21 protein-coding genes are annotated in these 21,536 nt (G+C 49.8%); 1 reads left to right on the top strand and 20 read right to left on the bottom strand.

Going from position 1 to position 21,536, the window contains the following annotated elements; all coding sequences use genetic code 11:
- Positions 1–3 precede the first annotated feature (3 nt).
- The 3 genes from BMW55_RS14775 to BMW55_RS14765 form a co-directional block, all read right to left on the bottom strand.
- Positions 4–1,017, bottom strand: coding sequence for a tripartite tricarboxylate transporter substrate binding protein (locus tag BMW55_RS14775; protein WP_089970991.1), 1,014 nt, complete (start codon positions 1,015–1,017; stop codon positions 4–6).
- 154 nt (positions 1,018–1,171) lie between these two features.
- On the bottom strand, positions 1,172–1,873 hold the full coding sequence (locus tag BMW55_RS14770; protein WP_089971239.1) for a response regulator: 702 nt from the start codon (positions 1,871–1,873) through the stop codon (positions 1,172–1,174).
- Entirely contained in the window at positions 1,843–3,486 is a 1,644-nt protein-coding gene (locus BMW55_RS14765) for an ATP-binding protein (protein ID WP_425283870.1), read from the bottom strand. The genes BMW55_RS14770 and BMW55_RS14765 overlap by 31 nt, the downstream gene beginning before the upstream one ends.
- A gap of 255 nt (positions 3,487–3,741) precedes the next feature.
- Between BMW55_RS14765 and BMW55_RS14760 the strand changes: the two genes are divergently transcribed.
- Complete coding sequence (locus BMW55_RS14760; protein ID WP_089970988.1) at positions 3,742–3,921, top strand: hypothetical protein; 180 nt, start codon at positions 3,742–3,744, stop codon at positions 3,919–3,921.
- Between the two features lie 342 nt (positions 3,922–4,263).
- Here BMW55_RS14760 and BMW55_RS19980 read toward each other — a convergent pair whose 3' ends face one another.
- From BMW55_RS19980 to BMW55_RS14675, 17 genes are all read right to left on the bottom strand, one after another.
- Positions 4,264–4,449 carry a hypothetical protein gene (locus BMW55_RS19980; RefSeq protein ID WP_089970987.1) on the bottom strand — a complete coding sequence of 62 codons (186 nt, stop codon included), beginning with the start codon at positions 4,447–4,449 and terminating at the stop codon, positions 4,264–4,266.
- A gap of 99 nt (positions 4,450–4,548) precedes the next feature.
- Positions 4,549–4,866, bottom strand: a complete 318-nt coding sequence (locus tag BMW55_RS14750; RefSeq protein ID WP_089970984.1) for a hypothetical protein — start codon at positions 4,864–4,866, stop codon at positions 4,549–4,551.
- 197 nt (positions 4,867–5,063) lie between these two features.
- The gene (locus tag BMW55_RS14745) at positions 5,064–5,378 is read right to left on the bottom strand and encodes a hypothetical protein (RefSeq protein WP_089970980.1); all 315 of its coding nucleotides are present in this window, start codon (positions 5,376–5,378) and stop codon (positions 5,064–5,066) included.
- Between the two features lie 124 nt (positions 5,379–5,502).
- Positions 5,503–8,109, bottom strand: coding sequence for a type IV secretory system conjugative DNA transfer family protein (locus tag BMW55_RS14740; protein WP_089970977.1), 2,607 nt, complete (start codon positions 8,107–8,109; stop codon positions 5,503–5,505).
- Between the two features lie 83 nt (positions 8,110–8,192).
- Positions 8,193–9,347 carry a peptidoglycan DD-metalloendopeptidase family protein gene (locus BMW55_RS19845; RefSeq protein ID WP_089970974.1) on the bottom strand — a complete coding sequence of 385 codons (1,155 nt, stop codon included), beginning with the start codon at positions 9,345–9,347 and terminating at the stop codon, positions 8,193–8,195.
- A complete protein-coding gene (locus BMW55_RS14730) occupies positions 9,331–9,915 on the bottom strand; it encodes a Tim44 domain-containing protein (RefSeq protein WP_089970971.1) in 585 nt (194 codons plus the stop codon). Before BMW55_RS14730 ends, BMW55_RS19845 begins: the two co-directional genes overlap by 17 nt.
- Before the next feature lie 22 nt (positions 9,916–9,937).
- Complete coding sequence (locus BMW55_RS14725; RefSeq protein WP_089970967.1) at positions 9,938–11,416, bottom strand: CD3337/EF1877 family mobilome membrane protein; 1,479 nt, start codon at positions 11,414–11,416, stop codon at positions 9,938–9,940.
- Positions 11,417–11,487: 71 nt separating this feature from the next.
- Positions 11,488–13,983, bottom strand: coding sequence for an ATP-binding protein (locus BMW55_RS14720; protein WP_089970965.1), 2,496 nt, complete (start codon positions 13,981–13,983; stop codon positions 11,488–11,490).
- On the bottom strand, positions 13,980–14,378 hold the full coding sequence (locus BMW55_RS14715; protein ID WP_089970962.1) for a TcpE family conjugal transfer membrane protein: 399 nt from the start codon (positions 14,376–14,378) through the stop codon (positions 13,980–13,982). The genes BMW55_RS14720 and BMW55_RS14715 overlap by 4 nt, the downstream gene beginning before the upstream one ends.
- On the bottom strand, positions 14,375–14,635 hold the full coding sequence (locus tag BMW55_RS14710; protein ID WP_089970959.1) for a hypothetical protein: 261 nt from the start codon (positions 14,633–14,635) through the stop codon (positions 14,375–14,377). The genes BMW55_RS14715 and BMW55_RS14710 overlap by 4 nt, the downstream gene beginning before the upstream one ends.
- 3 nt (positions 14,636–14,638) lie before the next feature.
- Positions 14,639–15,541, bottom strand: coding sequence for a conjugal transfer protein (locus BMW55_RS14705; RefSeq protein WP_170839962.1), 903 nt, complete (start codon positions 15,539–15,541; stop codon positions 14,639–14,641).
- 2 nt (positions 15,542–15,543) lie between these two features.
- Entirely contained in the window at positions 15,544–16,176 is a 633-nt protein-coding gene (locus BMW55_RS14700) for a class D sortase (protein ID WP_089970955.1), read from the bottom strand.
- Complete coding sequence (locus tag BMW55_RS14695; protein WP_089970953.1) at positions 16,173–17,123, bottom strand: hypothetical protein; 951 nt, start codon at positions 17,121–17,123, stop codon at positions 16,173–16,175. The genes BMW55_RS14700 and BMW55_RS14695 overlap by 4 nt, the downstream gene beginning before the upstream one ends.
- Positions 17,124–18,070: 947 nt before the next feature.
- Positions 18,071–18,544 (bottom strand): GNAT family N-acetyltransferase, encoded by a 474-nt coding sequence (locus BMW55_RS14690; RefSeq protein WP_089970950.1) that lies wholly within the window; start codon positions 18,542–18,544, stop codon positions 18,071–18,073.
- Between the two features lie 45 nt (positions 18,545–18,589).
- Positions 18,590–19,498: a TIGR01777 family oxidoreductase gene (locus tag BMW55_RS14685; protein WP_089970947.1), complete on the bottom strand. Its 909-nt coding sequence runs from the start codon at positions 19,496–19,498 to the stop codon at positions 18,590–18,592.
- Positions 19,499–19,602: 104 nt separating this feature from the next.
- Positions 19,603–19,995 carry a VOC family protein gene (locus tag BMW55_RS14680; protein WP_089970944.1) on the bottom strand — a complete coding sequence of 131 codons (393 nt, stop codon included), beginning with the start codon at positions 19,993–19,995 and terminating at the stop codon, positions 19,603–19,605.
- Positions 19,996–20,501: 506 nt separating this feature from the next.
- A complete protein-coding gene (locus tag BMW55_RS14675; protein ID WP_089970941.1) occupies positions 20,502–21,473 on the bottom strand; it encodes a Ger(x)C family spore germination protein in 972 nt (323 codons plus the stop codon).
- Between the last annotated feature and the right edge of the window lie 63 nt (positions 21,474–21,536).

Raw genomic sequence — 21,536 nt, 5'->3', positions numbered from 1 at the left:
CCGTTACTTGTTCATGTTCAATGCCTTCAGCAATTCGCCAATCTGCTGTTCTTGCTGCTTCAGAAAAGCAGTGAACTCTGAAGAGTTTTTGTATTCGCCGATCCAGCCTTTGGACTCCGTCTCCTTTTTCCAGGCTTCGCTTTCGGACAATGCTTTTAATTTTTCATCCCAAAACTTTTTGGCATCCGCCGGCATTTCTTTCGGGCCAAATACGCCGCGCCAGATCGTAAATTCGGCCTCCCGGATTCCCAATTCGTTCAGAGTCGGGACATCCTTCAATTCCCCGCCCAGGCGTTCCGGTGAAGTAACCGCCAGTACCCTGACTTTGCCCGATTTTTTGTATTCCCCTACAGAGGAAGCGTCAGTGGCGATCATGTCCACATTTCCACCCAGCAAAGCGGCCATCGCCTCTCCTCCGCCGTCATACGAAACATATTTGAGCGTTTTCGGATTGACCCCGGCATTAAAAGCGGGCAAAATGGCAATCAAATGATCCATCGATCCGGGAGCCGATCCGCCTGCCAACGTATATTTGGCCGGATTGGCTTTCAATTCATGCAAAAGGCCCGGCAGATCTTTGATCGGAGAGTCTGCTTTGACGACATAGGCACCGTAATCGATGGCCAGCTGGGCGAGCGGTGTGGTATCTTGGTAACCAAACGGGCTGTTCCCTTCTTTTTTCAGATGGTTGATCAAAATCGGAGGCGAATTGACAAAGAGTTTATACGGGTTGTTTTTTTCCTGGGTAGCATATTCCGCCAGGAAAACAGCTCCCCCGCCCCCGGGTTTGTTTTCTACAGTGACGGGCTGGGTGACCAGCTTCGTATTCCGTAACACATTGGTGATGGAACGGGCGGTTTGATCCCAGCCTCCGCCCGCTCCCGACGGAGCCACCAGAGTGATCGGTTTATCGGGATAAGTTCCCGAACCCTGCTCCGAAAAGGTTGGCTTTTGGCTGCATGCCGCTGCACTGACGGCAATGATTCCTGACAGCAGGATGACAGATAATCGTTTCAAAGGACTTCCCTCCCGACTGATAACGCTTACAAAAAAGAAAAAGACAGAAATCGATTTCTGTCTTAAATGTAAGAGAATCCGGTATAAAAAGATAGTTTATGATTTTATAAGAGATAAAATGCATAACTAACATTTTGTTCATTTTGTTCACCATTCAGACGGCAAAGTACTTTCGCTCCGGACGCCCGATGGTCCCGTAGGCCAGATCGGCTTTTAACCGGCGGATGGAAACCAGGTATTCCAAATATCTGCGTGCGGTGGTTCGGCTTGCTCCCATGAGTTGTCCCACCTGTTCGGCGGTCAGGCCTGTTTCTCCATCCTCATTGACGATTTGCACCACCTTTTCCAGCGTCACCGGATCAATTCCCTTCGGCAAATCGGCGGAAGAGGACGTGCGAGGAAGCTCATCCCGCGTGTGTCGGAGCAGGCGGTCCACCTGATGCTGATCCAACCGGCCCTGATGGGATAACGTGCGAAGATGGTTGCGGTAATTCTCCATGCTTCTTTTAAACCGGTCGAATAAAATCGGCTTTACCAGATAGTCGAAAACACCGCCGCGGAGCGCCTCCCGGACCACTTCGATCTCTCCGGCTGCCGTGACCATGATGATATCTGTCTGTCTGTAATGCTGACGGATATGCCAGACCAGTTCAACTCCTTTCATGTCCGGCAGATAAACATCCAACAAGACCAGCTGAGGTTGCATCACTTCCATCCACTCTTTGGCTTCTTCCCCGGAAGCGGCCATGCCCACGACCTGAAAGCCTTCCAACTTTTCCAAAAAGCGCCTGTTGATCTCAGCCACGCGAAGATCGTCTTCTACAATCAACACATCAACGGTTTCTGTTCCCTGCATGATTGAGACCCCCTTTCCTTTGGCAAAGAAACAGCGAAAACAGCTCCGCCCCATTCACCTGTGTCAATCGTGATCCTGCCGCCCAGTTCGGAAACGAGTTCTTTAACTTTCGCCAGTCCAAATCCGCGCCGTTCTCCTGAAGGAGCTTTCTTTGTCGAAAAGCCCCGTTCAAATATAGCGGGAATGATGTCATCCGGAACTCCGGGACCCGCATCTTCCACTTCAAACCACAAGGAATCTCCGAGATCCGACACAAAGAGCCTTACTTTGCGGCGGGATTCTTCCTCGTCCAGGACCGCTTCAAAAGCATTGGTGATCAAATTTCCGAGGATGGAAACCAACGCGGAATGGCTGATCGAAGGGGGGATTTTTTGCAGACAGCTCTCCTTCCCGATCATAAAATCAATTTTCAGCTCCCGCGCCCGGTTGTAAAAGCCGATCAAAATAGCTCCGAGCCGCGGGTCGGGAAATTTTTGCATCACCCACACCACATGGTCCTGATGGGCTTCGCTTTCCCGATGAATCAGCTCAATCGCCTCCTGATAAGACTCCAGCTGGATCAGTCCGGAAATCGTGTAAAGCGTATTTTTAAACTCATGGGTTTGTGCCCGGAGTGCCTCCACATACTGCTTCACCTGTGAAAGCTCACGGCCGACCTGGTCGATTTCCGATTTTAAGCGAAAGCTGGCAACCGCGCCGATCACGCGGGACTGGTCACGAATGGGCAGGCGGCTGACCACCAGTTCCTTTCCATTCAGATTCACCTCGCGATCCAACTCCGCCTGTCCTGTTTCCAATACGTCCAGCATACGCGTATGGGGAAGGAAGTCCTGAACCGGCCTGCCCACGATCTTTGGCGGAGGAGGCAATTCCAGGATCTTCACGGCCGACCGGTTAATCAGCGAAACGTTCCCTGTGGCGTTCACCACAATAATCCCCTCCCGCACCGATTCAAGCACCGCATGCCGCTCTTGATAGAGGGCAGAGATTTCCTCCGGTTCCAGGCCAAAGATGGAACGCTTCACCCGTTTGGCCAGCCAGGCCGCTCCCAAAAAGCCGATGAAAAATACCAGCATTAAAACGAAGAAGATGCTTGTAAAATAGGCATGAGCCAATTGATCAATGTCACTTAACAAAAAGCCGACCGACACAATGCCGATGATTTCTCCCCGCTCATTCGTGATGGGAGCCTTCCCCCTGAGCGACGGTCCCAGGCTTCCAATTGCTTTGGAAATGTACGACTCTCCCCGGAGAAGCGCCCGGTCGTTATCCCCGCCAACCATACTTTTACCGATCCGGTCGGGAAACGGATGGGAATAACGGATCCCCTGTCTGTTCCCGACAACGATAAACTCCGCCCCTGTCTGACTGCGAACTTTTTCCACCAGTGGCTGAATCGTCCTCCACGGTTCCTTCTCGGCAAATCCCCTTTGGATCTCAGGCATTTCCGCGATCGTTTGCGCTACACTCAGCGCCCGCTTCCCCACCTGGTTTTCAATATATTTGACCATAAACAGATAAAAAGTTCCGCCAAGCAAAAGGACCACTACCAAGAGCAACAGACTGATCCATCCGATCATGCGAGCTTCCAATGTCCATTTGATTCGCATCATCCCGAACCCTCATTATGTTAAAAAATTTCCTATCATTATGTTAGAGAAAACCGACATTGGATCGCAACCGGATAAACCTGTCATGAAAAATGGTCCCGGCTGCCCAGCCGATCGCCCCTATATCAGAAAAAACCGGTCCGGCAGAATCATGGAGCCGTCCGGTTCACCTTCCCTTTTCGGCAACCCCTGTAAGGATCTATAAAAAGATAACAACCTGTGCATACTATTTTAAACTTTCCATTCGAGGTGTTGAACTTGCCGTTTGAAAAACAACCCCCATTTGGGCCCGGTTTTGAACTGGAGCCAAACCCCGGAACCACTCCTTTGGCAAAGAAGAGAAAAAAAGAAATATTGGCCCCGCCGGCCTCCGAAGAAGTGCAAGCGCTTGGCGGCGGTGACGAACCTGTCAACGGTCCCACAAAAACAAACGGATGATGAACGTGACTCGCGGGACACAGCTTTTGAAAATGCGAGCGGGAATCATTCACGCAGTCTGGTACTGCAGCAACCGATGCCACTATTCCAATAAAAAACCAGGAAGCTGAAAACGAAAAAATGGTTCCCGATTCACGTGATCCAAAATAGTAAAAAGCCATGAGGAAGCACGCTCACTCATGGCTTTTAGTGTGAAGGAAGCCCTTCTCTTCGAACGCTTACGAGGTTAGCTGACGGGTGCGGATCATAAGAGTCTCCCTGCCTGCTTTCGAGCAATTTCAGCCGATACGTTGAGCCGGGAAGTCACGCACAGCTTTTTAGCCACGATTTCGCTTCCTGTATTCATCTTCCAACATGCTCATCACAACCAGATTCCAATACTCGTCTCCCACTCTTCGCTGATCGCGCAAAAGCCCTTCCCGGATAGGTAAATTCGGTTCCCGCCCACTGCACAAGAAATTCCGGTGAAACCGCCCAATCGATCATCCGGGCAAAATCATCCCTCGTAAAAAGTTGGAGTTTGATCATGTTAGGATTCTCCCCTCTGAGCTGTAAACTCCCAAAAAAAGAAATCTCGGAGTGATTGAAAAACACCCGGACACCTCATGGGGCCGGATGTTTTTCCGACTAAAAAGACAGGATCAAACTATAATAAACCACCAGAAACAGAAAGACCAAAAATACAATGCTGTAGAAAAGGGTCAAAACCCGTAATCCGGCAGACGGAATCTTTTCTTTCACCATTTTCGTCCATTTCCGGACGGTCCAATAAAAAGCGGGTCCCAAGAATAAGACAGCAAAACCGTTCACCCAGTAAAGATACAACTCTCGCCCGGTTTCAGACGGCTTGCCTGTATCAAAATGAAATTGTTCGATAAGCAACCATCTGCCGAGCAAAAATACGAGAATCACAATCACATAATAGATCATCCATTTTCGTTGCAACGGTGAAACCCCTTCCGGCCAAATCTTTACGATGACAGTATAACAGACCGGAAGGCTGGATATGAGATCAGATGATGGAAATATTTTTAAAAAGCAGAAGGGGAACCGTTTTTTTACCTAAACCAGTATCCGTCGTTTTTTTCGCCAAACGTACGTTTATGAGCGATTGTATTTTCAGATATTGTTTTCCACTTAGATTAACGCTTTTTTATCCATCCCATCCCTTTCCAAAGCAAAAATCTTACTGCCGCGAAAACCAGGGCCATGAGAATTCCTGTTATCCATCCTGCATTTAAATCTACATAAAACAATAAAAAACCTAATAAACCCCATCCGACTGATAAACTCAAGGAGAGCCAAAAAAACGTGCCTATAAAAAGAACGATGAAAACAATTATGGGTACAGCTGAAGATTGCAATGGGTAACTAACAAAAAAAGATATAAACACGATTTCAAGAAATGGCAGCAATGAGGAAATCAGTTTAAAAACAGCTGAAAACAACTTTAACAAGTGACCCCACTCCCCATATTGTTCAAACAGATTTTTGTATAAAACCGATCCCTTATATGGGATCGGTTTTTGTTTTTGAACAAGCTACTCATCCTTTGCAGATACATTTTATTTGCGTTGGTGACTAATTACCCATTTTTTTTAAATTTAACGTCTGATTCATATGCTCCCCGATTTCTTGATCCACTTCGCTGATCGGACGGGATTCGGAAGAGTTTCGCATCAACTCCAGTCCCCACTCCAGTCCCCATTCCAGGGCCTCATCCTTTTCAGCTGTTCGGTGATCAGCTTCTTTTCCGTCAGGACGGTACACGTAAGGCGGATCATTTTCCACCACGCAAGTGGTTACATCACTCCGCTGTCTGCGTTTGGCCCGGATATAGACAGCCGCATTCCGCTCAGGCAACCGCTCCAAAAAACTGGCTTTCAGATGCTGACGGGTCAGGCTCTCCACCTCATCCGATCCTTCCGTCTGCCCGCAGCTGATAATCATGCCGATATTGGAACGGATCGCTTGCAGCAGCGCTTCATTTTTAAACTGGTCAATATCTCTCGTAATCAGTCCGATCCCAAATGCGTGCTTTCTGTCCTCAAGCAGAATTTCGGTGATCAGGGGGATTTGGACCAGTTGGGCTTCATCCACCATCAAGAGGTGGAATTTGGCGCTGGACGGACGTTTTTTCGCTATCTGGTGATACTGGTTGATCAGATGGCCCACCGTGACCCGGAGATGGTAATCCTTCAGGCCATAGGTGTCAACAAAAACGATATGCCCTTCATCCATGTACTGCCGAATATTTAATGTCATACCCAACTGACAGAAGAGCCGTCGGGTGATGGGGTTTTGCAGAAGCCGGTCCACCCGGTGAAAAATGTGTTCCAATTCCTGTTTTGATTCCTTTTCTTCCAGGTTGGCCCAGAATCTTTTTACATAAGGGTCCTGGACATTATGAATCACTTTATTGCGAAACGCTTCATTGCGAAAGAGGTCTTCGATGCTGATAATCGTATGCGGTTGGTTGTCTTCGAGCAAACTCTGGACAGCCATCCCCAGCAGCCGCTGGGTCCGAAGCATGGATTCTCCCGGATTGGCCAGCGTACACAACACGGTGGCCGTCTGCTGGGCGAGATGGTTGGAAGAATACCCCTCGGTTTTATGCAATAAATTTAAAGCGGGAACATGCGTGGTGTCATCGGAAAAATTAAAATGATGGATCTTTTCCCGCGGAATGTTCACACCAACCTTTTCAGCGATCCGGAGCCGGTTTTCAATGATCGGGATGATCTCGCGCGCCGGATCGATGATCGTAAATCCCGGATGTTCGTCCGGATTTTCAAACCAATTATCCAGAAGGGACTGGATCATCTCCACCGCGCAACTGGATTTGCCCATTCCGCTGGCGCCGGTCAGAACAAAATGTTTGCTCAACTGATCATAACCGACCCGCATTTCGCGTTTTTCCAATGGATGCTTAATTTTGCCGATCAATATTCCTTCCTTCCATTCATCGGAACTGATCGACCGTTGGTTGGCCTCCAGATGGACAATATATCCCCTCGAGTCGCTTCCATCCTCTTTGTCGGGCTCTTTATAGATCCAGTGATCCCCCGGCGGAATGTGAAACAGATTAGCCAACTCGTCACAGGTCCATGTCATCACGGAAAAAGGAAAAGGGATCGGAACCGGATTCCGGTCCGCAATCGGATTCCACCAGTCGTGTTTCCAGAAAAAGATGGCCCCGTCATAGTTCATCGCCGTTTCAATCGCATTTGCGGTTGAGCGAACCACCGACACCGCTTTCGGGTGGTTGGACCAGAGGGAGAGACGTACGTGGAAGGTGAGTTCCCGTCCGGTCAACCGCTTCATCAAACTGATTCGTCTCGCTTTTTCTTCAGGGTCCATATCCGTCATCCGCTTGTTTTTCAAACTGTCCAATACATCTTCCGATCTCTCTTCCAATTCCCTCCAGCTGACGGGGGCAAACTGAATATCCAGGAAGGTTCCCGGTCGCAAACAGTTTAAAATATTTCCGAGCTGGCTTTGTTTTTTCTGCTCCAAGGAGGCGAGCGGCAATCCTTTCCGCTGTCCCAATTGGAACATAAAATGGCCGCCCGATCCGCCTTTTTCCGGCTCGGGGAACTTGTCCGGCGTCAAATCGTGAAGTTCTGCCGTCGGATACACACTCCGAATCGTGTCTTTAACGCTGTTTTCCTTATCTTCCGGGTAGGCGAGATAAATTCCGATCTCCTGGCTGTCGGGAGGGATGGCAAAACGCAGGCGAAACCAGGGAGTACCCAACTTCCAGCGCAACTGCATCGGCCGGATCATTCCGCCAAATGTCCGGGAAAGTGTCATCACCTTGTCGATTTCCAGGCGAATATCATTGGAAGGCAGAATGCGCAAATATTTAACCCCTTTCGCCGCCCGGTTCCGATAGCGGTTTCTGAACAACCAAACCCCCGCATAATACAGGACAACCCCGAGTATGACCATCAGCAAGAGAATGGGCAGCCAGACGGCGACCATACCCCAGAACGAAGCCAGCTTCTCGCCCACTGCTTTGGATGCTTGTTCAGCGGGTGGGGCGGAGTCCAGCTTCTGCTCAAGATACACCCACAGCTTATAAATCCCAAATAGAAATCCGCCGATCAACACCACATAGCAAAATACTTTGAAGATCATTTTGAGTGATTCGTCAGTGCCTTTCGGAACATTGTTCCAGGGAAACAATCAAACCCCACCTTTCCAAAAGGAGTAAGAGGATGACGAATGGATGATATCTTAAGATTCTATTTTCTTCCAGGCTCATCCTTTTATTTTCGTAAAGTTTCATGTACCTTGACGACCTGCTCCGGGTTGATGATCTGCCCGTTTCGCCGGATTTCAAAATGCAAATGGGGACCGGTGCTCCACCCATTGCTTCCCACCCGTGCAATCATCTGCCCTTTTTTAACCTTTTGTCCCGCGTGTACTTGTACATCCTTTTCTTCCATATGAGCATAAAGAGTTTGATAACCGTTTCCATGATCGATCACAATCATCCATCCGTAACCCTCCGCCTTTCTCGACTCAATCACAACACCGCTGTCGCTGGCCAGGATCGGTGCACCCAGCTCTTTTCCAATATCAATCCCTTCGTGCATCCGATACACCTTCTTCAGCGGATGAAAACGGTAGCCGAACGAAGAAGTTACTTTTCCGCCGGGAACCGGCCATAAAAATTGCCCGCTTCCCGCCGCAGAACCGGCTGCCGAAAGCACAGGGCGGGCAAAAGCTTCCGCGTATTGTTTCACCTTTAATACATAGTTTTCGTAATCATGGTTGTACTGCCAGACGGCCCCTCCCCGCTTAAACCAGTCATCTCCCGGCTTATGATTGGCCGCGAGATATTTGGCCGTCGCATGAATGGCATCCACAGGATTGTAGGGGTCCGCCCGGCCGTCCCCATCAGCGTCCACACCATAACCGCCGTATTCTTCAATCCGGTCGGGATCCGTTATATTTACGTGATCCGGCAGGTCTCCCAGCCTCGTTCCTCCGGAAAAGCTCCATCCGAGCCATGTCTTGTCCATAAATTGCATATGTCCTCTCGCTCCGACCGAACTGACGCTGAGATTTCGTCCAAAATCCGTCTCGATTTTATGAATCGCAGCCAAAATCGGCCACGGGACACCATATTTTCGTCCGGCTTCCTGATAAATGGGCAGATATTTTTGAGCCGCCTGGGGAAATCCTGTTGCCACTTCCCACTGGCCTGCATCGATCTGAGCCGGTGGTTCGGAGAAGAGGCCGATCAACACCGTACCGAATAACATGAAGATAAAGAGAATGAAAAAAAATCCAGCGATCAACAGAAACAACAGAGCAGCCTTCCAACTTTGGGAAGATTTCCGAGTCGCTTTCGCTGTCCGCCGGGGGATCGAAATGAAGGTTGGGGATCGGACAGCGGATTTAGTCGATACTTCCACGCAACACCACCTCTTCCACCAGCCAATCTGAACTCTCTTCAACTAAGGTCAACTGGTAAACCCGTTCAACCGGGATGGCCGGTTGGTCTCCTTGCATTTCCTGCAAAATCGTTTCCACCAAACACTCAACGGACTTGCCGACCGCCCCGCAATCGACTTTCCCTAAGGATTGAAAGCTGGTGGAGTGTGTCTCGCCGGTCGGCCTTGATAATTCCGCTTCCTCCTGCAATATTTGATAGAAAGAAGGAGTCGTCAACGGCTTTAAGGCTTGCAGCCGTTCGTTTTTAGTTTGATCGTCCCGGGTTGTATAACTTCGAATGAACATTTCGGCCGCTTGCCGGGCTTTCTCCACATCTTCTGTTGTCAAAGCCGCCGGTTCTTGCTCATTCTGCCGGTCTGCCGGCCCGGCTTCCAGTGCAGAAGGGGGAGCCTCGGGTGTTTTCGTTTGTCCACCTACCCAACCAAACTTGAATAACAGGTACTTGGTCCCAAAGCCCGCAATCGTGAAAACCAGCAAAATAAAGAAAAATAATTTGCGGCGCCCGCTGGGTAAGTTTGTATCAAACAATGAATGCCCCCTCCTTGACCACTTATTTCCTTATTCTCAGATTTTGCACTCTGGATGCCATTTTTTCTGTATACTTGGTCACATAATTAATCGGCATTTCAATATTGATATTTCCGTCCAGTTTCTTTTCCTTAGCCATGGGAGCCTGCAAAATTTCCAGCAGATCTTTTCTTTTCCAAACCACGCCGACGACCAGGATTAACTGCATGGCAATGGTCCAAATATAGCCTACCTTCTGAGGCGGATTGACATCATACAAAAATTGGGATAGTGTCAGCAGCATACTGAAAAACACGCCGATGATGAGTTTAATCAACTGATAACCCACAAACTTTCTGAACCAGGTGGTTGCCACGGACGACCAGGCGGGGTTTAACGCCATTAAAAAAGCGAACGGCGCAAACAAGGCGATTAATACAAACAGAAATTGATACAAGATCATGGACCCCGCAATGACTAAAAACAACATCCCCAGCACAAAATGCGACACACAGAGAAGAAATAACAAACTGAGCCTCTCAAATGTACCGAACGTTGTTACCATCGGATTGGGCTCGTAACCTAGTTCTTCACTGCCTTTTTTCTCTTCCGTTACAGCGTTCATTCTCGCCGTACTACCGACTTTATTGCCTAGTATTTTCTCTATTCGCTCTTTTGTCAGCTTTGGATCGCTTGATGTTTTTCCATATTGCAACATCAAATAGGGTTCGTAAACAAACATATTGTAAAGCTTGTCGGCAATCACCATGGAAGAGACATCCGAAGGGTAAGAAACTGAGTTTTCCGTGCTGATTTCATTTTGGAAAGCGATACCTACTCCCATCACTTCCTGGCTTAAGCCGCTGCTGATATCATTTAAGTAACGCATCACCCCACCTGCATTCGCAAAAAAAGCTAATCCCAGAATCAGGGTAAGAACGCTGATTAACATCCCGTTCAAGGCTTCTGTGGTTTTTTTCTTGATCATTCCCTGATAGGCGATCCATGCACCGGCCACGATGATCATAAAGGTAAGAAAGTTGCCGATGATCCCTGAGCTTCCGTAACCGGATCCGTTGAAACCGGCTAATTGTTGGACTGCTTTTTCTACCGCATCGGCAAATTGGTTAACCATGTTTAGGGAAAATGCACTTTCTACAAGCAAAATCACTATATAGTCCCATTTCAGCAATGATTGCCATATAAAGTTGTTTATTCGGTGTATGAGCACGTAAGCAGAGTCAGCTAATAAATCATTAACTTCCCATAACTGCCTCTCTTCAATCTCCATTTCCAAGTTATATCTGCTCAGAGGATATTTACTAAACTTGACCTCATACCCTTTGGCTTTGGCTGCTTGAATCTGATCCTCCGGGAATAGGATCAATATGTCGGTCGGCAAATTAAATCCCTCAGATTGTTGTTGAGCGTCTTCGGCAAAAGCTGCCGCATGGCTTCCAATGATCCCTGTTGTGATCAACAGGACGAACAGACAGACCAGCCCAAACTTTCGTGTTTTCATCGCAAAATGTTCTCCCTCTTCCCATACATTCTATCGTTCTCCAACAAACAGGGCCCCCTTCATGTACCTGCTTACCGGAATGGCAAAGCGACTCCTTTGTCCGGTTCAGCCTGCAATGCGTTTTTGGAACCGGGGCGAGTGTCGAACGCGCGGAACAAGCGCTCTTCAATGACCCGTATTTCCACTTCATTCACCCGTTTTTCCAAATCCGACATCAAGCAGGTGCCGGTCGGCAGGTTGCGAATTTTTTCCACATTGATCTCGTTCGGTTCGATCCCGAGCATTTGACAGGCTGCTTCCGCCTCCCTCTGATCGCGGCAGCGGAAGACAAACCGGCATCCCAGATTGGAACGGATCTCTTCACCCAGCATGTCTTTGGCGTTCTGGCTGATCAGGTAGATCGCCGCGTTTTTGCTTCGGCCAGTCCGGACCAACTCTTCCAGTATGGCCCGCCCTTCCCGCACTTTGGCCAGGCGCCAGGATTCATCGAACAATACGAGCTTGAACTCATGGGAAGACTGGTTGGAGAAACGCCGCGAGAAGTCGGAAATCGCCATCAAGAGGGCGATGGCCATGCGCCCGTAATCGGTCTGGCTTTCATCGGGCAATTTCAAGTCTTCCACTTGCAAGATGGTGAGCGGTTTCGACAAATCGATCGCTTCCTGGGTTCCGTCGCCGAACAGAAGTTGCCCCTGCCCGGATGTCGCCAGATACTCAAGGACATCCACCATCTCTTCAAGCGTATCCAATCTTTTTTCCGGCGCGGATTTCAAACCTTCTTTTAAACAGTCGATCACTTTCATCATCGAAGGTTCATTTTGCTTGATCACATAATCGACCGCTTTGCCGATCACAATCGCTTCGTAGGTCCCGTCCGCCGCCCGGGCGAGGAATTGTAAAATCCGTTTGGCCGTCTCGGCGGCAGCCATCTGGTCCGAAGAAGAGACCGCTCCCATCAGGGGATCAAGCTTTCCTCTGTCTTCCAGGCTGGCCCTGAGGGTGACAATCCGGGTAAGGTCTCGGAGCTCAGGAAGCGCGTCCGGCCAGTGGCCGCGTTCATCCTTGGGGTCGAAGATCAGCACTTTTGCCCCGTTCAAAAGGGCCTGGTAAGCGAGCAAATTGGCTCCCAGCGACTTACCTGCCCCCAGCGCCCCGATAAAGGCCGCCGACGCGGTGGTGCTCAACTTTTTGTCCTTCGGCCCGCGATCATGTTGAAAAAAGACGGGGAGATTTTGCGACATGCCGATAAAATGGCCCTGCCCGTCCCCCAATTGACGGGTCGCTCCAATCATGCTGGCAGCAGCGGCTGCAGGATCCATATAGTGGGCGTAATCGGTAATATACTTTTTAGAACCGGGGATAAATTCGTTAAATCCCCGCCACTGGTCCCCATAGGGAACTTCTATCTGAATCATCAAATCGCTGTACAAATCTTTCACCAGCTGGATTCTCAGATTGAGCTCTTCCTGGGTCGAACCCGACACGCATAACACAATCGAGGTATATAAGAGCGGAAATTTATCCGTGCGCAGATTGCTTTCCAGTTCGTTGGCTTCTTGCCGGCTTGACAGGATGTGGTAGGAAGTTTCTTCTCCGCTTTCCAGGGCATGCTCATCTTCCGCTTTTAATTCTTTTTTCTTGTTTATGACTTGCGTCAGGGCCTTCCCGTATTCAATCGTCTCCGTCCGGATGGATGCTTCCACCGGAAACGACAACTGCTGCAGACAATAGATCCATTCCACTCCGGGAAAAGGAGCTTTGTCCGGGATGTGGGAAAGAGTGAGAAACGCCATGTATCCTTTTTTCCGTTTCCCGTTTACATGCTGTTCGACGATCAACTGCCGGCCGTGGGAATCGTCGAAGCGGCCCTCCGTCAGCGTCAGGATGTCCCGGGTGGGGCGTTTGGCTTTTTTTCCTCTGATTTCGACGGGAATCGTTTTAGGAGTCCAATTCTTGCGGCGCGGTGTTTCGCCGATCCCCCGGTAAAACCCCCTTCGGATCAACCACTCCAGATCCGGCGCATCCACCCGGCGCGCTCGTAAGTAACCGTTGATCCGGGAATAAATCAACTCCTCCTGACTCATGTACGCCTGGATTTCCTCTTCAAAGATCTCCGGGGCATCCGTTCCGGAATGGCCCTGCAGATAGCGTTTAAAGTCTTTCAGAATGTATTGTAATTCGCTAAAAAAAGATAAGCCCTTGACCTCCGTTTGTTTCAGCTTGATCCCCATAAAAAAGCGGTGCTGGTGGATCTCCTTTCCTTTCAGGTGGTCAATGGCGGCTTGAATGTGCCGGCGGCCGGCTTCGAGCAGCGGACCGCTCAGTCTTTCGTTCATCGCTTTTTGATGATCTTCCAGGCTTTGAAATTCCGGAACGACCAAAGCGTGGGTGTCCGCATTGATATTCCAATAAAAAGCCTCCAGGTTACCATGGAGGCTCAGTTGGTCATCCACAGACCGATAATCATAGTTGAATGGCTGAAGCTCATAATAGGCATAAACCGACCCATCCGTGCCAAAAACCAGATTCTTTTCAAAATATTTTACCGGGAAGAGGATGCGCGTCACTTGGAATCACCTCCGGGTGTCAGTCGGTATGCTACTTCGCCTTCATATTGATAACAGTTGCCTCCGGGCTTTTCGATTTCCCGATAACGCGCAAAGTGATGCGGGCTGAAAAAATGTTCCACATATCTTAAGATAAAGCGGTGCGGCGCTTTTCCATCCAGCGTTTTTCTGGTAAAAAACCAGGCCACAACCGCCGGAATTCCCACAAACTTGATAAGGAAGTAATCCACCCAACTGATGGGGGGGAATTTATTCAACACAACCATAAGAACCAAGGTTCCGACGAAAAAAGCCAACTGACGGTAAGAAACCGGCAGGGGAAGGTTGACTCCCTGAATGGAGTAAACCGTTTTCTCAATGCGAAAAACCTGGTTGTAAACGCGGATCTGCTTCATCTCAGGTACGCCTCAAACAACCATCTAAATCCGTCAGAACCAAGCCTTTGCACCAGTTCAGGCTGGAAGATGAACACGCTGACCAGCATCGCGAAGAGAGCAAAACCCAAAAAGGCCGTAAATGCTCTTTTCCAAAACAAGGTCAGGCTGATGAAAATAACGGCCAGGAAGAAAAGGGAGCCAATCTCCCCGCCCAGGGTTTCTTGCAGCTTTTTGCCCGGGCCTTCAGCCAACATCCATAACATGTAAGTATCCATCGGTTACTCCTCTCCTTGTCCCATTCTCACAACATACCAACGGTCACCATCTTGCACGAGATAAAAGGTATAGTGATAAGTGACGTGCGCGCCGGATGCCAAATCTTCCAACAAGACATCACACTCTGCCCGCACTTCTTGTCCTTCCTGGTAGACGGACAGATTTTTCATCTCCATGAAGCTCAAGATTCCGGCAAGTCCCGAATGAGGCTGATTGTCTTTGCGGAAGTAGGCGATTTCCTGGGGTTCTCCCGTGGTATATACTTTCCAAAAAGATTTCATGAACTGCTCGATTTGCCCCCGCACTTCTTCACTGACGCTTTCGCCCTTCTTCTCTTCCGTCTCCGGTTCATCCGGGACAGAGGCAACCGGCGGAGCGATCAAGTGCGGCACTTCCACGACCAGATACGAGGAACCCGCTTTTTTGATCGGTACAATCAGATAACGGTCCACCCGTTTTTGCTCTTTCTGGTTGTCCGCTCTGGTCAGGATGGTTTCAGCAAACACGGTGACATCCTTAATGCCCGATCCGTCCTTGCGCTCCCGGATCTCCCATACATTCACATGTTGCGCATAGGAATTCCACCCTGATCTCTTAAAATCGAGTCCTCCCTGCACATCCATGCGCGGTTTCCAAAACGGCTTTAATCGTTCTGCACGGGATTCTTCCATTCCCTGCGTCCACAACAGGTATTCCCGCACGAATTGTTCAGTAAATGCCGTCTCGCTTAAAGCAGAGCCCTCCGTTTTCTGCTCCGGTTGCTCCGCGACCACCTTCGGGCGTTCGGGAATGGGAATCATCCCCAACTGAATCGCCCAGACCAGTGTTGTGCTGAGAGCGGTATAAAGGATCAACCCCCAAAACCCGATTCGTAAGACCCGCCTTCGAATTGTCGACCGTTCCATTCTCATCCTCCTCGCTGTTTCTCAGACGCTTCGCTGATTTTTTCTTTGAGTACGGATTGGATTATATACCTCTTTGGAGCCGGCCCGAGATATGAGAACGGATAACAGGTCGTCAGCGTAAGTACAGGCTTGCCATGCGGAACGATAACCGTGCGGTCATCCGGTTCGGTTATCCACATTTTGGTGATGACATACACAAAGGTGCCTTGCCCGGTGACCACCTGCAGTTCATCACCTTTTTTTAATTCACCCATCCGGCGGAAAACGGTGTCCCGGTGGCCGGACAAAACCGCATTGTCCGGTTCGCCCGGCAGAACGCTTCCCGCATAATGCCCGACTCCCCGGGCCAGTTCATCTTCATGTGTTCCTTCGATCACGGGCATCTTGGCGTTTAATCTCGGAATGATCAGATCGGCAAAATGCTCACCTTGTTTCGGACGATTCTCCGGAGGCACGACGACCCATGCCTGATCGGCTGTCGAGGATGCTTGTACTGCATGGGTAGCTGTCGCCTGCCCCGCAGGCCGGGCTTCTTCGACAACTTGCAGCTTTTGATAATAGTTGACGCCGGAGTAACTCGCATAGGCCACACCGAGCGTCACCAATCCGAACGCAATGATCCGGTCCGGCTTCAAGATTTTTTCTCCTTGCCCCGCCTTAAAGCATAAAGAGCTCCCAAAAGGGCTGCCCCGCTGCCGACAATCACTCCGTTCAGATCATTGCCAGCCGTTTGCGGAAGCTTTCCTCCTTGCTCAGTTTTGGGTATCGCCGTTCCTTGAGCATGGCTAACGGACTGGGATTTGTCAGCTGCACCCGACACGGCCAGATGAGCCGGATTTGAATCCGGTGCTTGCTTCAAACCTTGGCTCCCGGCATTTTTCGAAGGTTCTGATATATCCTCACCCGCCCGTTTCCCGGTTCTTGTTCCCTTCCGTACTTCTTTAAATGCTTCCTTCACATTTTCGTTTACAGAGGAATGTTCAGGCTGAACGTCCCGCTGACTGCTTCTCTGCGGAACACGGGACTCCGCTTTATGTTCAGCCGCCTGTTGTCTCTCTTTTTTCACTTCCTGCTTGATCTCACCGGCCGGCTGTTTGGTTTCTTCTTTTCGGGACGGCGGTTTCTCCGCTTTTCCACCTGAATGGCCGGAAGCAAGTTCCCCGGTTCTGTCTGCGCGTTCGGCCGGAGGAACATCTTTGCTTTTCGGGACTCTTACCGGCTCCTTCTTTTCCAACTCCCGATGCGGGGAACGGGTCAGGTTCCTTTCTACTTTCCGCTCATTCGGTGCGGGCTTTTCTTCGTCTATTTTCACCTTGCTGGGAGGCTGGTCAAAAGGTGCCTGTTCCGGAATAAATTCATCATCCGCCGAAGCGGTGCCGACTCCGGCCGCCAATCCCGTCACCAAACAAAGAGACATGATCGCCGTGTTGCTGAGGCCCTGATTTCCGAGCGGCCGAAATTTTCTGCGGTTGCGGCGCCGGTTGGGCCTTTCCAAATCAAATTGCCTGAGCAGGTCATTATATATATTTCTCGACCGAACATCCGTGCGAAAGGCATCAACAATCTGTCTCGGGTCTTTCATGAAGACCGCGCCCTCCTTTGGTGGGATTCAACATCTCGCTTAATGGCTGTTCTCATCTTTTTCGGTATGTAGTAGCGATTTTGCTGCGGTTTTTTTAAACCTGACACCCGGGTCCCCATCGGCAAATCCTTCAAAAGAGAGACGGAGAATCGACAAAAAATCGCAGGTGACAGTATAAAAAACGGGCGATCCGTTCGATTTCTTCGTTGGAATACGACAGCTGCCTTGTCATTATTTGCGGTTCTTTTCCTATAATATTACATAATCCTCGTTTATTTTCAATATGATTTAATCTTTTTCACAGATTCAATTTTTTTATCAACTCATTCATTTGCTTGAAATAACTTTTCTTTTCCCAAAAACATGAATAGCCGTTGTTTGCGACAAATAGTTTTGTTTCTTAAACCCTGTTGCTCATGATGTAATTCTCATGTTAGCAAAGGGGGTTAGATTTAAAATTTTATATAACACTTCTCAAATATTTATTATTAGAAGATTTAGGATGTTAATCAGAACATACTTTTTATTAAATTTAAATATATTATTGGCAAACAGAAATGTTTCCTTATCACAAAAAAATAGGCATGTAAATGAAGCTTCTGTATAACTTTGCGAGTGAGAAAAGCCCTCAGCTTTATCGATCGATGAGAGCTAAAGTACCACTGGCACTTCCGTCGGACGGGGGCGGGTTCATCCCTCTCGCAAGTCCGATTATTTTTTCAATCACTTTACAAACATATGTTCCGGTGGTAAGATGTCGTCGGTTGCGCGCTTAGCCCATCATCTTACATGCACAAAAAATGATGTGTACGATCCGGCTAGGTGGAAGTCTAACTTGAGACGCAGCAACGAAAAAGCTTTTTGAACCGCGTGTCCCCCGGGGTTGTTTGGTCATTTTCTCTTCAGCAGAAGAGGTTACACTAGAATCCCCTGCGGATGAGGAATCGTCAAATTTCAATTTCCAGCAAAGGGAGCATTCTCCCGGGGATGGAACCGGAGGGGACTTCTCCCATCTGTACGGCTCCCATCGACTCATAAAACCCTTTGGCATTGGGGTCACTGTCGATGAGCAACTTTTTCGCTCCCATTTTTCGCGCTATCTTAAGCGCATGTGCAAATAATTTCCGGCCGATCCCCCTCCGAATGACGGCGGGATCTATAAACAGCGCGCTCAACTTGATAACAGGCGGATGACCCGTCAATTCGTAAAAGCCCAGAATCCGCTGTTCATCGGAGACAGCCGTGTAGATCAGATTGGTCCGGACCGCTTCTGCCGTAATGACCAGCTCCTCCCGGGCCTTTGCCATGAACTCTGCATCATACCCCCAATAGGCTTTCGACCTGAAAGCAATTTCGCTCAGTATGGGAGCCTCGGCCGGTTGAGCCCGGCGGAACGATAGACCGCCTGGTTGGTTTTCCATGCAAACGACTCCTCTCTCCAGTAATTTGCAACTCCCCGGCAAAAGTCATTTCTGTAAAAGATGTTGAAGCGTTTCCTTTAAGTCGGCATAGGCAAACCGGTAGCCGCTGTCCAGCAACCGCCGGGGCAGCACCCGGCTCCCGCCCAGTAAAAGTGCGTCCGCCATTTCCCCGAACAACATCCGTGCGACCCTGGCGGGCAAAGGGATGAAAGCAGGCCTGTGCAGCACCTCGCCCAACAGGCTGGTAAACATTTCATTGGAAACTGGCCGGGGGCTGACCACGTTGACCGGTCCGGAGATCGATTCTTCTTTCATGAGATGTTCGATGATGGGGGGGATCTCATCCAGCGCGACCCAACTGATGATCTGCTTGCCATCACCGATTTTCCCGCCGGCTCCCAGGCGGAAAGCAGGCAGCATCTTGGCCATCGCGCCCCCTTTTCGGCTCAAGATCATGCCAAAGCGCATGTTGACGACGCGAATGCCCGCTTCTTTTGCCACCTGTGTCGCTTTTTCCCATTCCACACAAACGCGTGCCAAAAAGTCATCTCCGGCAGGACTGGTCTCATCCAGGTCAACATCAGCCGGATGAAGTCCGTAATAGCCGATCGCGGAAGCCGACAGAAGCACCTTTGGCCGTTGCTTGAGCCGGGCCAGTGTTTGGCATAACAAAGCCGTTCCCTCCACCCGGCTGGAGAGGATGCGTTTCTTTTTCCGCTCCGTCCAGCGCCCGCTCGCGATATTTTCGCCTGCCAGGTGAATCACCACCTCATGCCCCTCAAGTCCTTCCGGGTCGATTTCATCGCGCTCCGGGTTCCACCTCACTACAGGGTCAAACCCTTTTTCTCCTTTTTGTCCACGGGTTACATTTGTGATTTGATGTCCGTTGGCGGACAGTTTTTCGGCCAGCTCCGTTCCAACCAATCCGGTTGCACCGGTCATTGCGATTCGCATGTTTCTCCTCCTCAAATGCCCTTACAATATAGAAACCACGGATCATCCTTTCCGTTCCATTGCCTTCATATTGCAAAAAGAGCGTGCTGGACGGGGAGATGAAATCATTTCCAGACTTTCATCCTCCTTTCCAGGCTCCCCGTAAACAATTCCAGGACCGTTCCGTCCGGATCGAGAAATTGGATCGAGAGCCCTCCGCCCCGTTCCAACGGCCCCCTGATGACGGGAACCTGGTTTTCTTTGAGAAGTTGCACCGCTTCCGCAAAATGTTCCTCCCGGATACTGAAGGCGACATGATCCACTCCGAGCCATGACTCCTCCGGTTGCTTGTGACCCCCTTTTTCCAAGAGGCAGATCCAGGCATCCCCCCACTCGAGGTAGGCATCCGTCCGTCCGAGATGGACCTGCTTCATCCCTAACACATCACAGTAGAACGACAGGCTCTTATTCAGATCACTCACACGAATCGTGAGATGATTGAATCCTGTTACCTTCATCGCTTTCACCTTACCGCGTTTTCAAGATTACAAAATCCGTGTAAACGCCCAATCTTCGTGTACTCCACCCCGGAATATCCCATTGGCAGAGAGCCCTTCGAATTGCTGACATGTACTCCCGGAACGATTCGGAGATCGATGCCGGCAGGACAGGCGGCTCGCAATCCCGGGTTTTTCTCCTTGGAAACCTGCTTTTTGGGACTGGGACTCTCCCCCCAAACACTGATGTGAAGCTCGACCTCATTCGTGCCTTAAAGGTCACCTGTGTCTGTCAATCTCTTCCCCCTCGTCCTTATGATACTTTTGAATACCCGCACAGAGAAGGGATTACATGAAAAAATATCGATTTAATTGAAAACGTCGACAAGTTTGTAGAACATAGTCGAGTTGAGGCCATAGCCTTGCGATTGACAGAGCAGACCGATTTCAAACCCCGTGGGTTAGGCCCTGACAGGACAGGGACAAAATTGGCCTGCTCTACCCGACACTTTCCAATCGTCTGTCTGTTAATTGATGATCCCGCTGCGGACCAGTTCCACTTCAACCTGGGGATGAAAACGGACCTTGGGATAATCCCGGTCCCAATTTTTCTTCTTCCAAACCTCAGGGTGAAAAGCAATCAACTCCCGCCCCACACCAAATCCGTCAAACCGGGCACGCTGCATTTTTGCGATCAGTTTGCGGGCATCATCGGTCAGGATGGCGGACAATTGCTTCCCCAGCTTATCCAACATATTCGGCTCGTTCAGCTGATCCCGGGGATATTCCTCCACCTCGGCTTGCAGGGACACATCAACCCACACATCCACCTCTCCATCCGGATTGATTTTGACTTTCATATCCCTTTTGGTGCGGCGGAGTACGTCGATGGTGATATACCCGCCGGGTGATCTTTCACCGGGGTGGATCATTTTGGTCATCCGGGCCTCTTGACCGATCCCATTCATCATTAAAAGAAATAACCTCGACTCGTCGACGTTCAACGAACCGGTCATCCGGGAACCATGAAACATGGCCGTTCCGACTATGGCCACCCCATTTTTATCCGGTGATAATTTCAGGTAGGGGAGGGCAAAATCCTGTCCCGGGTCCAGCATCACCGGGCAGATCAATTGCACGTTTTCACGGGGAACCATGGTCAAATTTTCCGCGCTCTCAATCAATTCGTCCAGATGCTGCCCAATTAACGTGTTCCCCACTTTTCCGAGATGTAAAATATCCTCAGCCTTTCCTTGTACGACAGCAATCCGCGCATTGAGCGAAGCTCTGGGATCCCGGTAAAAGACATCCAGGTAAGGGTAGATATTCTTTTTCGCCAGAGCTTCGCCGAAGAGCAGAATCCGGTTTTTATAAGTCCGAACTCGTCCCGAAATTTGCTTCCCCAGCTGATCCCGGGTATTGCGTGGCGTGTATCCCACTGCCGAGTAAACTTCATTAACGGGTTGCTCTTCGGGACCGTGTTTCCCGAATGACCCCAGTCATTTTTAATCTCCCCTCAGGAACGGAGTCTAAGGCAATCGCATAAATCAGGCGGACATCCC

The sequence above is a fragment of the Lihuaxuella thermophila genome, from assembly GCF_900110165.1.
Taxonomy (GTDB): domain Bacteria; phylum Bacillota; class Bacilli; order Thermoactinomycetales; family Thermoactinomycetaceae; genus Lihuaxuella; species Lihuaxuella thermophila.
Note: the sequence above shows the minus strand (reverse complement) of the source record. Positions and strands in the feature narration are given on the sequence as shown.